At 71.3% G+C, this 12,396-nt stretch carries 11 protein-coding genes and 1 pseudogene; 11 read left to right on the forward strand and 1 reads right to left on the reverse strand.

Annotation, left to right across the window (positions count from 1 at the left end):
* Nucleotides 1–41 precede the first annotated feature (41 nt).
* From galE to KGA66_RS05920, 10 genes and pseudogenes are all read left to right on the forward strand, one after another.
* Nucleotides 42–1,019, forward strand: coding sequence for a UDP-glucose 4-epimerase GalE (gene galE, locus KGA66_RS05875; protein ID WP_211465369.1), 978 nt, complete (start codon nt 42–44; stop codon nt 1,017–1,019).
* 35 nt (nt 1,020–1,054) lie between these two features.
* Nucleotides 1,055–1,777: pseudogene (locus KGA66_RS05880) on the forward strand (phosphocholine cytidylyltransferase family protein); the annotation flags it as partial.
* 77 nt (nt 1,778–1,854) lie between these two features.
* Entirely contained in the window at nt 1,855–2,955 is a 1,101-nt protein-coding gene (locus KGA66_RS05885; protein WP_211465373.1) for an iron-containing alcohol dehydrogenase family protein, read from the forward strand.
* Nucleotides 2,933–3,712, forward strand: coding sequence for a CDP-alcohol phosphatidyltransferase family protein (locus KGA66_RS05890; RefSeq protein ID WP_211465375.1), 780 nt, complete (start codon nt 2,933–2,935; stop codon nt 3,710–3,712). The genes KGA66_RS05885 and KGA66_RS05890 overlap by 23 nt, the downstream gene beginning before the upstream one ends.
* Nucleotides 3,709–4,593 carry a glycosyltransferase family 2 protein gene (locus KGA66_RS05895; RefSeq protein WP_211465377.1) on the forward strand — a complete coding sequence of 295 codons (885 nt, stop codon included), beginning with the start codon at nt 3,709–3,711 and terminating at the stop codon, nt 4,591–4,593. The genes KGA66_RS05890 and KGA66_RS05895 overlap by 4 nt, the downstream gene beginning before the upstream one ends.
* 123 nt (nt 4,594–4,716) lie before the next feature.
* Nucleotides 4,717–5,718: an ABC transporter permease gene (locus tag KGA66_RS05900; protein WP_211465379.1), complete on the forward strand. Its 1,002-nt coding sequence runs from the start codon at nt 4,717–4,719 to the stop codon at nt 5,716–5,718.
* Between the two features lie 64 nt (nt 5,719–5,782).
* Nucleotides 5,783–6,586 (forward strand): ABC transporter ATP-binding protein, encoded by an 804-nt coding sequence (locus KGA66_RS05905; RefSeq protein ID WP_369015822.1) that lies wholly within the window; start codon nt 5,783–5,785, stop codon nt 6,584–6,586.
* A 5-nt stretch (nt 6,587–6,591) separates the two neighbouring features.
* Nucleotides 6,592–7,617, forward strand: coding sequence for a hypothetical protein (locus tag KGA66_RS05910; protein ID WP_211465383.1), 1,026 nt, complete (start codon nt 6,592–6,594; stop codon nt 7,615–7,617).
* A gap of 145 nt (nt 7,618–7,762) precedes the next feature.
* Entirely contained in the window at nt 7,763–8,890 is a 1,128-nt protein-coding gene (locus tag KGA66_RS05915) for an alpha/beta hydrolase (protein ID WP_211465385.1), read from the forward strand.
* A 307-nt stretch (nt 8,891–9,197) separates the two neighbouring features.
* Nucleotides 9,198–10,940 carry an NAD-binding protein gene (locus tag KGA66_RS05920; protein WP_211465387.1) on the forward strand — a complete coding sequence of 581 codons (1,743 nt, stop codon included), beginning with the start codon at nt 9,198–9,200 and terminating at the stop codon, nt 10,938–10,940.
* Between the two features lie 62 nt (nt 10,941–11,002).
* Here the strand turns inward: KGA66_RS05920 and KGA66_RS05925 are convergent, their stop codons facing one another.
* Complete coding sequence (locus tag KGA66_RS05925; RefSeq protein ID WP_211465390.1) at nt 11,003–11,611, reverse strand: hypothetical protein; 609 nt, start codon at nt 11,609–11,611, stop codon at nt 11,003–11,005.
* 165 nt (nt 11,612–11,776) lie between these two features.
* On the opposite strand from KGA66_RS05925, the gene KGA66_RS05930 reads away from it, so the two are divergent.
* Entirely contained in the window at nt 11,777–12,391 is a 615-nt protein-coding gene (locus KGA66_RS05930; RefSeq protein ID WP_211465392.1) for a hypothetical protein, read from the forward strand.
* Nucleotides 12,392–12,396: the final 5 nt, after the last annotated feature.

Here is a 12,396-nt window from a genome sequence, read left to right on the forward strand (position 1 = left end):
CATCGCCGAACGGTCGAAGGCGCTCGGATAGGGTCGACATCATGACGTGGCTGGTAACCGGAGGCGCCGGATACATCGGGTCGCACGTCGTGCGCGCACTGCTCGCGGACGGCGCGCGCGTGGCCGTGCTGGACGACCTGTCCAGCGGGGACAAACGCCGGGTGCCGGACGGCGTCCCGCTGGAAGTCGCCTCCGTGCTCGACCGGGACGCGCTCGGCCGCGTCTTCGCCGAGCACCGGATCGGCGGCGTCGTGCACATCGCGGCGAAGAAGCAGGTCGGCGAGTCGGTCGAGAAGCCGCTCTGGTACTACGAGCAGAACGTCGGCGGCCTGCGCGTCCTGCTCGAAGCCATGGTCGCGGCCGGGGTACGCCGTCTGGTCTTCTCCTCCTCCGCCGCGGTATACGGCTCGCCGGACGTGCCGCTGATCACCGAGGACACGCCCTGCGAGCCCCAGTCGCCCTACGGCGAAACCAAACTCGTCGGTGAGTGGCTGATCCGGGACACCGCGCACGCGCACGGCCTGTCCTACGCGAACCTGCGCTACTTCAACGTGGCCGGTGCGGCGTCACCCGAGCTCAGCGACCCGACCGCGCTCAACGTCGTACCCATGGTGTTCGAGCGCATCGACGCCGGGCTGCCGCCGCGCATCTTCGGCGACGACTACGACACCCCGGACGGCACCGCGATCCGCGACTACGTCCACGTCAGCGACATCGCCGGCGCGCACGTCGCCGCGGCCCGCCGCCTGGGACACGACGAGCACGCCGCGCTCACGCTCAACATCGGCCGCGGCGAAGGGGTCTCGGTCCGCGCGCTCGTGGACCGCATTCTTCAGCACGCGGGCAGCGACCTGGTGCCCGAGGTCACGCCCCGGCGCCCCGGGGACGGCGCCCGATCGATCGCGTCGGCTGACCGTATCAAGGCCGAACTGGGGTGGTCCGCGCGATACGACATCGCGGATATGGTGGCCTCCGCGTGGGCCGGTTGGCGCATGCGTCATGATGCATTCACGCACTAGTCACTGGCTACATCGAGCAACGCGGAACAGGAACCATGATCGGGCTTATCCTCGCCGCCGGGGCGGGTCGCAGACTGCGCCCATATACGGACACGCTGCCCAAGGCGTTGGTGCCTGTGGACGGCGATCGCACGGTGATGGACCTGACGCTCGCCAACTTCGCCGAAGTGGGACTGACTGACGCGGCCGTCGTCATCGGGTACCGCGCCGAGGCCGTGCATGAACGCAAAGCCGCGCTCGAAGCCGCATACGGCGTCACTCTTCACCTCGTGCACAACGACAAAGCCGAGGAGTGGAACAACGCCTATTCGCTGTGGTGCGCGCGTGACTTGCTCAGCGAGGGCGTGATCCTCGCCAACGGTGACACGGTTCATCCAGCGTCGGTCGAGCGCACCCTGCTCGCGGCGCGCGGTCCCGAGCAGCGGATCATCCTGGCCCTCGACACGGTCAAGAAGCTGGCCGACGAGGAGATGAAGGTCGTCTGGACCCCCGAGGACGGGGTGCGCCGGATCACCAAGCTGATGGAACCGGCCGAGGCCACCGGCGAGTACATCGGCGTCACGCTGATCGAACCGCGGGCCGGCGCCGAACTGTCCGACGCGCTGCGGGCCACCTTCGAGCGCGACCCGCAGCTGTACTACGAGGACGGCTACCAGGAACTGGTGGACCGCGGATTCCGGATCGACGTGCGGCCGATCGGCGAGGTCGACTGGGTCGAGATCGACAACCACGACGACCTGGCGAAGGCCCGCCGGATCACCGCCGGCGCCACGGCAGCCAACGCAGCCACGGCCGTCGGCACGCCCGCCGCCGACACGTCGGCCGGACGCGGGTAGTGGCCGTTCTCGCCCGGCTGATCCCGGGTCCCGCGGCCGTGCGGATCGGCGCAGGCGTCGCCCGCGAACTGCCCGCGATCCTCGCCGACCAGCGGATCTCCACCTCCGGTCGGCTCGCCATCGTCATCAGCGAGGGCTCCGGGACCGCGCTGCGCGAGCGGCTGCACGGCTTCCTGCCCGCCGACGCCGGCTGGTTCCCGACCCGCGGCGGTCGGCTCGACGACGCCGTCGACGTGGCCGACCGCATCCGCGCCTCCGCCGCCGGACACGAACCCGGGGCCAAGGGCCTCGGCTCGTACGACACCATCGTCGGGCTCGGCGGCGGCCGCGTGATCGACGTCACCAAGTACGCCGCAGCCCGTCTCGGCCTGCCGATGGTCGCCGTCGCGACCAACCTCGCGCACGACGGCATCTGCTCCCCGGTCTCCACGCTGGACAACGACGCGGGCCGCGGCTCCTACGGCGTTCCCGGCCCGATCGGCATCGTCGTGGACCTCGACCTCGTGCGCGACGCCCCGGGCGCCTTCGTGCGCGCCGGCATCGGCGAGGCGCTGTCCAACCTCTCCGCGCTCGCCGACTGGGAACTGTCGCACGAGGCCACCGGCGAGCCGGTGGACGGCCTGGCCGCCGCGATGGCGGGCACCGCCGCCGAGGCCGTCCTGCACCAGCCCGGCGGCATCGGCGACGAGTCCTTCCTGGCCGTGCTCGCCGAGGCGCTGGTCCTCTCCGGCCTGGCCATGTCCGTGGCCGGCAACAGCCGGCCCAGCTCAGGGGCCTGCCACGAGATCTCGCACGCGCTGGTGCTGCTCTTCCCCGGAAGGTACGGCCAGCACGGCGAACAGGTCGGCCTGGGCGCCGCCTTCGCCACGCACCTGCGCGGCGACGCGGAACGCGCCGGGCAGCTCGTCGACGCCTTGCGCAGACACGGGCTGGCCGCGCTGCCAGCGGATCTGGGCATTGATACTGCCGGTTTCACGGAAGCGGTAGCCTACGCGCCGCGGACGAGGCCCGGGCGCTACACCATTCTGGAACACCTCGACCTGACCGAAGCTGAACTGCGCGACGCGGTGAAGGACTATGTCGACACCTACGCTCGATGAGTTGCGGCTCGTCGTCCAGCCCGCCGAGAAGATGCAGCGGCGCAGCGGCGAGCACTGGGCCGGCCGTCTCTATATGCGGTGGGTCTCGCTGCGCGTCACCCGACGCCTCGTCAACTCGCCCATCTCGGCGAACGGCTACACCTATCTGATGATCGTCGCGGGGCTCGCCGCGGGCGCCGCGCTGCTGATCCCCGGGCTCGCCGGTGCGCTGGTCGGCGCGCTGCTGATCCAGGTGTACCTGTTGCTGGACTGCGTGGACGGCGAACTGGCCCGCTGGCGCAAGCAGACCTCGATCGTCGGGGTCTACCTCGACCGGATCGGCGCGTACGCGGTCGAGGCCGCGTTCCTGGCCGGCCTCGGCTTCCGCGCGGACCGCCTGCACGCCGGACCGTGGGCGGTCCTCGGCCTCGCGGCCGCCGCCGGGATCCTCGTGGTCAAGTCCGAAACCGACCTGGTGGACGTGGCCCGCGCCCGCAGCGGCCTGCCCGCCGTCGCCGAGAGCGCGTCCGTGCCCCGCTCCACGAAGGTCGCCAGGGCCCGCGTCCTGGCCTCCGCGTTCAAGGTGCACCGGCTCATCGTCGTCATCGAGACCTCGCTGCTGGTCCTGGCCGCCGGGATTCTCGACGCGGTCGCCGGCGGCGGCGCGAGCGGCCTGTTCTACACCCGGCTCGCCGTCGCGCTCCTCGCGGCGATCGCGCTGGCCATGGTCTTCCTCCACTTCGTCTCCATCGTCATGTCGAGCAGGCTCAAGGGATGAGACTCGCCGCCGTCATACTCACCATGGGCAACCGCCCCGCGGAACTGGCCGAGCTGATCCGCACGGTGGCCAAGCAGCAGGGCGACCCGATCGACGTCGTGGTGGTCGGCAACGGGGTCAAGGCGTCCGCGCTGCCCGACCTCGGCGGCGCGCGCACCGTGGACCTTCCGGAGAACCTCGGCATCCCGGCCGGGCGTAACGAGGGGTACCGGCTGCTGCTCGACCTGCCCCCGCAGCAGCGTCCCGAGGTCATCCTGACCCTCGACGACGACGGCTCGCTCAACGGCGACCAGGTCGCAGAACAACTACGCGCCGCGTTCGCAGCCGATCCGCGCCTCGGCATCGTCTCGTTCCGGATCACCGATCCCGCGACGGGCGCGGTACAGCGCCGCCACGTGCCCCGGGTTCGGGTCGGTGACCCGAACCGTTCCTCGACCGTCACCACCTTCCTCGGCGGCGCGAACGCGGTGCGCACCGCCGTGCTGGAACAGGTCGGGCTGCTGCCGGGGGAGTTCTTCCTGTTCCACGAGGAGACCGACCTCGCGTGGCGGGCACTGGACGCAGGGTGGAGCATCGAGTACCGGGCGGACCTGACGTTGCACCACCCGACGACTTCCCCCACCCGGCACATGACTTATCACCGCATGGTCGCGCGGAACCGGGTATGGCTGGCCAAACGGAACCTGCCGTGGCTGCTGGTGCCCGTGTACCTCGCCGTGTGGGCCGGGCTGACCGTGCTGCGCACCCGCGACCCGGCCGCGTTGCGGGCCTGGCTCGGCGGATTCGCCGAGGGCCTGCGGACGAGCGCCGGCCCGCGCCGGCCGATGCGATGGCGTACTGTCTGGCGGATGGCCAGACTCGGCCGGCCGCCGATCATCTGACGGCCATCCGACGGCCATCCGACGGCCATCCGACGGCGCTGAACACCTGCCGCGGCGGGACGGAAACCGGCGGCGGGCCGATTCGGTCAGACTAGTAGGGCGATGAGGGCGAGAAGGGTCGAAGTGAGCGGCACACAGACAGTCGCGGCCGGGCCGCAGCAGCAGGGCGCGCAGCCGTCCGAGCCGGTCAGCCTGCCCGCCGCCGATCCGGAGTACCAGGAGCTCGGCGGCTCGGGAATGGCGGCCAAGTACGGCCTGGCGATCGCCGGGGCGCGGCCGAACCCGGTCGCGTACGCGCGCCGGCTGTGGGTGGCCAGGCACTTCATCGTGGCCTGGGCGACCGCACGCAACCAGGCGTTGTACTCCGGCTCCCGGCTCGGCCAGCTGTGGCAGGTGCTCACCCCGATCCTCAACGTCGCGGTCTACTACCTGATCTTCGGCATCCTGCTGGGCACCCGGCAGGGCATCCCGGACTTCATCGTCTACCTGGTCGCCGGCGTCTTCATCTTCAACTTCATGCAGACCGCGATGCTCTACGGCTCGCGGGCGATCAGCGACAACCTGAACCTGATCCGCGCGCTGTACTTCCCCCGCGCCAGCCTGCCCATCGCGATCACGATCATCCAGCTCCAGCAGCTGATGATCGCGATGGTGATCCTCTTCGCGGTGGCGCTGGCCCAGGGCGAGCCGGTCACCTGGCACTGGCTGCTGATCGTCCCGGCGCTGTCCCTGCAGTTCGTCTTCAACACCGGCCTGGCGCTGGTCGTGGCCCGCTTCGGCGCGATCCTCACCGACACCAGCCAGCTGCTGCCCTTCGTCCTGCGCACCTGGATGTACGCCTCCGGCGTCTTCTACAGCATCAAGATCATGGTCGGGAAGCACCGCATCCCCGGCGCGGTCACGTGGGTCCTCGACCACAATCCGCCGCTGCTGTTCATCCAGGTGATCCGCGGCCAGCTGATCAAGGTGCCGGCCACCGGCGATCCGAAGACCGCCACCGGCTACGCCAACGCTATGTTCCTGCCGCCGCACGCCTGGTTGTGGTTGGTGATCTGGGCGCTCGTCGTCGGCATCGGCGGGTATCTGTACTTCTGGCAGGGTGAGGAGACCTACGGCCGTGGCTGAGCAGTTGATCCCGGCGGACGGGAAGGTCCTCGTCGACGGCGAGGAACTGACCCGTGAAGAGGCGCTGGAACGCCGGGCCAAACGGCGCGCCGAGGCCGCGCGCAACTCGCCGACCGTCGTCGTGGAGAACCTGCACGTCCACTACCGGGTCTACGGCGGAAGCGGGGCCACCCGCGGCGCCGCGACCGGTGCGCTCAACCGGATGATCCACCGCCGCAAGCACGACGCGCTGCGCGACGTGCACGCGATCAAGGGCATCTCCTTCGTCGCGCGGCGCGGCGAGTCGATCGGCCTGATCGGCTCCAACGGCTCCGGCAAGTCCACGCTGCTGCGCGCCATCGCGGGCCTGTTGCCGGCCGAGAAGGTCGGCGGCGTCTACACCGACGGCCAGCCGAGCCTGCTGGGCGTGAACGCGGCGCTGATGAACGACCTGAGCGGCGAGCGCAACGTCGTGCTCGGCTGCCTGGCGATGGGCCTGCACCCGAACGAGGTCAAGGAGAAGTACCAGTCGATCATCGAGTTCTCCGGAATCGACGAGAAGTCCCCGAACACCTCGCTGCGCCCGATGAAGACCTACTCTTCCGGGCAGGCCGCGCGGCTGCGTTTCTCCATCGCCGCGGTCAAGCTGCACGACGTGCTGCTGATCGACGAGGCGCTGGCCACCGGCGACGCGGGCTTCCAGCGGCGCAGCGAGGAGCGGATCCGTGATCTGCGACGCAACGCGGGCACCGTGTTCGTGGTCAGCCACTCCCTCAGTTCGGTGCGCGACATCTGCGACCGCGCCATCTGGCTGGAAGCCGGCCTGATCCGCATGGACGGCGACGTGGACGAGGTCACCGCCGCGTACGAAGCCTGGAGCAACGGCTGACCGCCATGGGCATCACGGGAAAGCTGTTCCTGGTGACCCTCGGCCTGGCCGCGCTGGCGGCCTGCGGCTTGACGCTGTGGCTCTGGCCGCGGCTGGCCCGGCCCGGCGCGCGCCCGGTGGCCGGCCGGATCGGACTGATGCTCGCCGCCCAGCTCACCGCGGCGCTCGCCGTCGCGGCACTGGCGAACGACCTCTTCGGGTTCTACACCTCATGGAGCGACCTGTTCGGCGTCGCACCGCAGCGTTATCAGCTCAAGGACTCCGGGGGCGTGCAGCCCGGCGTCAACGCCTCGCAGTTGCACGGCGGCACGACGGCGACCGCGGCGCCCGGTACTTCCCACGCGCCCGGAAAGGCGGCCGGTGACACGCTCGTCACGACGACACTCGTCGGTCTGCGCAGCGGCATCACGACCCGGCTTCAGGTGTTCCTGCCGCCGCAGTACTTCGCCCCCGCCGACACGCGCCGCTACTACCCCGCGATCGTCGTCGACGAATCCGCGGACCCAGGTGTCAGCACCCTGTCGTCCGAACTGATGTCCAGCGCGGCGCAGCCCGGAGCCGTCGTCGTCATAGTGCGCGGCGACGGGCACCACCCAATCCCCTGCGTCAACCAGGCCGATGCGCCGACCGGAGAGCTGTTCTGGGGTCAGGACCTGCGTACCGCGGTCGCCGACGCGTACCGCGTGCGGCTGGAGCCGGCCGCGTGGGGGGCGCTGTCGAGCGGATCGGGCAACGCCTGCGCGCTGTCGCTGGCGGTGGAAGACGCCGGGCGCTATTCGGCGGCGGCCGTGTTCGGCCCGTGGCGGGCTCCCGGGTCGCCGGCCACGACCGGAGGCCCGGCCTGGTGGCTGCGCAACTATCCGGCGCCGCCCAGCCGTCTGCTGCTGGCAGCCTCCGGCGCGTCGTCGCAGGCCATCCTCGGGCCGGTACGCCCGCCGCTCCAGGTGACCTCGACGACCGGCCCGACCAGCGAGTACGCCGCGCTCGACTGGCTCGCGCGGACCCTGGCGAACGGCGCCCCGCAGTCATGAAAACCAGCAACGTCGCGAACGCGGCGATGATGAGCGCGGAGAGGATCGAGGCCCCCGGCGCGCCCATTCCCGCGCCCGTCGCCACCTACAGGCCGGTCCCCGCTTACGGGCCGGTCCCCGCGACCACGGCCGCGGGGCCGCCGCGATGAACCTCACCGGCCTTCCCCTCCTCGTACTGCTCATGGTGCTGACCGTCGCGGTCTTCGCCGCCGCGGTCCGCTTCTGGCCGAGATTCGCCGGCCGCGGTTCGCGCGCCCTCACCGGGCGGATCGGTGCGCTCGTGCTCACCCAGCTGCTGCTGCTCGCCACGGCGCTGGCCGCCGCGAACAACTACTTCGGCTTCTACACCTCGTGGCGCGCCCTGGCCGCGGTCGCGACGGGCCGCTACTCCGCCCCGGCGCCCGCGCCGCTCGGCGCGGACATCACGGTCAACAGCCACAGCAGCCTGCCGATAGCGGGTGGCGCCGAGCCCGCTCAGGGCGGCCGGCTCGACGACGTCACCGTCCACGGCCGGCTGACCGGCCTGTCCGCGCACGCGCTGATCTACCTGCCGCCGCAGTACTTCCAGTCCGGCTTCAGCAACACCCTGTTCCCGGTCGCGATAGTGTCCAGCGGCTACCCCGGCGACGTGACCAAGCTCGTCACGCTGCTGCGCTACCCGGCCCGCCTGGTGGACGGCATCCGGGCCGGGCAGGACAAGCCGATGGTGCTGGTGATGATGTCGCCGATGATCATCCCCGGCCGCGACACCGAGTGCACCGACGTGGCCGGCGGCGGCCCGCGCGCCGGCGAGTTCTGGTCCGTGGACGTCACCACGGCCGTCGAGCGCGCCTACCGGGTCAGCCGCCGGGCCTCCGGCTGGGGGCTGGTCGGCGATTCCACGGGCGGCTACTGCGCGCTGAAGCTGGCGATGCTCGACTCGGACCGGTTCTCCGCGGCGGCGAGCCTGTCAGGCTACTTCGACGCATTGCAGGACTCGACGACCGGCGACCTGTACGGCGGGGACCCGGTCTTCCGGCAGCACAACGACCTGCTGTGGCGCATCGAGCACCTGCCCGCGCCGCCGATCGCCGCGCTGCTGACCACCAGCCGCACCGGGGAGTCGAACTACGCGCCCACGCTGCGGTTCGTCCGCGACGCCAAGCCGCCGATGCGAGTATCGACCCTGATAAGAGCCTCCGGCGGCCACAACTTCAACACCTGGAACGCCGAGGTGCCCGCCGCGCTGCAGTGGCTCAGCACCCATCTGGTCCCTGCGAGCGCCGGAAGCTGAACCCCGCGGCGGCGCGGGGCCGGGGCGCTCGCACGCGGCCGGGCCGCAGGCTCTACGATCAGGGATCGTGGTGCACCCAGGGCGGGGATCCGAGCAGGCCGACGGGCCGGCTTCGGGGCCCGACGCTACCGCCGCTCGGCCGCCGGAAGCCCCGAAGGAGGGGGAAGCGCCACCCGGCGCCGGTCCTGGACCAGCGCCGGACCTCGCGGAGCCGGCGCATGCTCAAGGACTTCGGCAACGTCATCGCAGACGCCGGTTCGGCGACCCCGCGGCCCCGAGACCGGTCGAGAAGCCCAGCGAGTACATCGTGTGCGGCGCCAACACACTGGCGTACCGCCTCGTCGCGGAGCTGACGGAACTGTACGAGGTCTCCGTCGTCGCGATCGTGCCCAACCGGGACCGCGACCACGCGCCGCAGATCACGAAGATCCTCGGTGAGGGCTCGGTGATCGCGGTGCCCGCCATCACCGAGGAGGCGCTGCGCGCCGCAGGGGTCGTCGTCGCCCGCGGAATCGCGCTCGTCGACGGCGACGACCAGAGCAACATCCACACCGCGCTGCGCGCCCAGGCCCTCAACTCCGGGATCCGCGTCGCGCTGCGGATGTACAACCAGCGCCTCGGCAAGCACGTCGAGCGGCTGCTGAACGACTGCGCCGCACTCTCCCGTTCCGCGACCGCGGCGCCCGCGTTCGTCAACGCCGCGCTGCGCCGGCCGAACTCGGTGCAGGTGGGCACGCGTTCCGTGAGCGTCGAGATCGGCCTCGGCGGCGATCCGGCGGACTTCCTGTGCACGATCGCGGACCGGATCGACAAGCAGGACCTGGCCCGTATGCGGCTGCTGCCGGACGCGCCCGGCCCGGCGGCGACCTGGATCAGCGAAGTGGCGCGCAATCCGCCCGTCGCGCCCGGTGGGGCCGGCGCCTTCGCCTTCACTCCCGCCGGGACGCCGGTCGCCGCCCCGCCGCCGGGTACGCGCGCCGTGCTGCGTTTCCTCGACGGGGTGCGACCCCACACGCCGGCCTGGTACTCGCGGCTGCGCTGGCGCATCGTGGATCTGCGCCGGCTGCTCAGCGCGAACCAGCTGAGCCGGGTCTTCCTCGGCGCGTTCGCCGCCGTGCTCGCGTCCTTCTTCGTGGTCTGGTACCTGAACGGGCACCTCGCCTGGGCGATCTACGACACCCTGCTCGACATGGCCGGCGCGGCGCAGCCCGACGTCCTCGGGCAGCCGAGTCAGACGGGCGGCGCATGGCAGCGCGCGGCGCAGGTGGTGACCACCTTCTGCGGCATCATGTTCATCCCCGCGATCACCGCGATCATGTTGGATGCGCTGGCCCGGGGCCGCGCCGGGCTGGCCCGCCGGCCGAGCGCCGGCGTACGCGGCCACGTCGTCGTGTTCGGGCTCGGCAACGTCGGCACTCGTGTCGCGACCTTGATCCACCGGCTCGGCATTCCGGTGGTCTGCATCGAACGGGACCCCACCGCGCGCGGCATCGCGGCGGTCCGCGGCATGGAGATCCCGGTGCTCGTCGGCGAGGCGCCGCTGGAGGACCAGCTGCGCAAGGCCCGCGTTCACCGCAGTCGCGCCGTGCTCGCCCTCACCGGCGACGACGCGGCGAACCTGGAGGCGGCGCTCGAAGCCAGAGCGCTGGCCCCGGACGTGCGTGTCGTACTGCGCCTCTTCGACGACGACTTCGCCACGCAGGTCTACCGCACCTTCACGAACGCGGCGTCCCGCTCGGTCTCCTACCTCGCCGCCCCGGCCTTCGCCGCGGCCCTGATGGGCCGGGAGGTGCTCGGCACGCTCTCGGTGTACCGGCACGTGGTGTTGGTCGCGGAGTTCGTCACCGAGGCCGGCTCGGACCTGGTCGGCAAGCCGATACACGAGGTCGAAGTCCCCGGCGAGGTGCGCGTCATCGCCGTGCGGGCCAAGGGCGCCCGTGACTACGCGTGGAGGCTGGATCGCTCGCGCTGCTTCGCCGAGGGGGACAAGTACGTGCTGTTGACCACGCGCGCCGGGCTCGGCCGCCACACCAGCCGCGTCGCCGCTTAAGGCCCGACCAGAAGTAATCGCGTGCCCGGCCGCAACCCCGATGGACACATTCCCGAACGCGGCTAGCCGAGGGCGCCCCAGGCCTCCGGGCTGTGCCGCTCGGCGTGTGAGAGCGCGAACCGCGCGTCGTCGGCCGCCGCCTGCCGAACCCGGTCAGTACCCTCATACGCCGCAAGCTCGATCAGCATCCTGAGTATCGCGACGTGCGCGTCGGTCAACGAAGAACTCCGCTCATCGCCGCTCACGTTCCCGACCATCAGATACTCGCCGGTGCTGCACCCGAAGTTGCCCGTGGTGAGGGCGCCCTGCCGCGCGCCGGGCAGAAAGTGCCACGCCTCCGCCTCGATCGCCTGGGAGATGTAGTGCCCTCCCAGCGGATCCAGCATCCGCTGGTCGCGGCGCCCCGGCAGCCGCGGTTTCACCAGGTGCAGGTCGCACACGTAAAGCTCGCAGGTCCCGGTCTCCACCGTGTCAGACCACGTGGAGAGCCCGGCGGCCCCGTTCAACCCGCTCGCCGCCTCGATCAACTCCACCGCGCTCGGCGCCGAGTGCAGGTCGTACTGCCCGCACGCCTCCGGTGCCGAGAACGGCACGGTGCCGCCACTCGCGAACAGCGCCCTGATCACCCGCAGACTGCTGTCGTACGCCTCCTGAATCACACCGCGCGGCACCGGTTCGTCGTCGCCCAGCGGCCGGCGCCGGATCCGGCACGCCGCGTTCGTCGTCGCGTGGGGCGGGCGCCTTGCTGGCCGTCGGCGCGAAGAACGAGACGATCACGCTGCTGGTCGCGCTGGGGCTGGCGCTCGGGACGCGCCGGTTCGAGACCGGACGCCTGCGTGGCCGCGTGGGCGCGCGGAAGCACGAACTGGTGGAGTCCGCATCCGGTCGAGTTGGACCCGATGTACGCGCGCTACCGCAGCCGGCTCAGCCGGGCGAACCTCGCCCGCTACCTCGCCACGCAACCGGCACTGGATGCGCGCGTCTTCGCCGGCGGCGCGGGCGCGTGCCTGAGCTTCCGCAACACGAACATCGGCACGTACCCGATGCACGCCGGATACACCCCGGAGAGTCAGGAGTGCCGCTCCTGTCTGCTTCAGGACACGGCGCACGCGTTGAAGTGGAATGGCTTTTCCGGCGTGCTCGTGTACTGGCTGGCCTGCTTCGCCGCTGCGGGATGGCCGATCGCCAGGTCGGTGCCCGGAGGCCGACGCAGGGCGTTCGGCCTGGTCGGCTTGGCACTGATCGGCTGCACCGTGGTGCAGTACACGACTGCCGTATACGGCGAGGGCGACGAGGTCACCAAGCACTTGTCGCCGGCGTTGTTCGCCGCCGCTCTCGCGCCCGTGTGGCTCGTGGCCGGTGCGTTCCAGCAGCGTCGCGCGCGGCCCGTCGTGGTCGCGCCCCGGCGCGCATCATCACTCTTGTGGCGGACCACCGCGTCCCTGCGGTAGAAGGT

Source organism: Actinocrinis puniceicyclus (assembly GCF_018283645.1).
In the GTDB taxonomy this organism is placed as follows: Bacteria; Actinomycetota; Actinomycetes; order Streptomycetales; family Catenulisporaceae; genus Actinocrinis; species Actinocrinis puniceicyclus.

Bases quoted from the DNA above. Each gene is read 5' to 3' on its own strand.
- galE (WP_211465369.1), top strand. From the start codon at position 42: ATGACGTGGCTGGTAACCGGAGGCGCCGGATACATCGGGTCGCACGTC.
- KGA66_RS05890 (WP_211465375.1), top strand. From the start codon at position 2,933: ATGTCGACACCTACGCTCGATGAGTTGCGGCTCGTCGTCCAGCCCGCC.
- KGA66_RS05895 (WP_211465377.1), top strand. From the start codon at position 3,709: ATGAGACTCGCCGCCGTCATACTCACCATGGGCAACCGCCCCGCGGAA.
- KGA66_RS05910 (WP_211465383.1), top strand. From the start codon at position 6,592: ATGGGCATCACGGGAAAGCTGTTCCTGGTGACCCTCGGCCTGGCCGCG.
- KGA66_RS05915 (WP_211465385.1), top strand. From the start codon at position 7,763: ATGAACCTCACCGGCCTTCCCCTCCTCGTACTGCTCATGGTGCTGACC.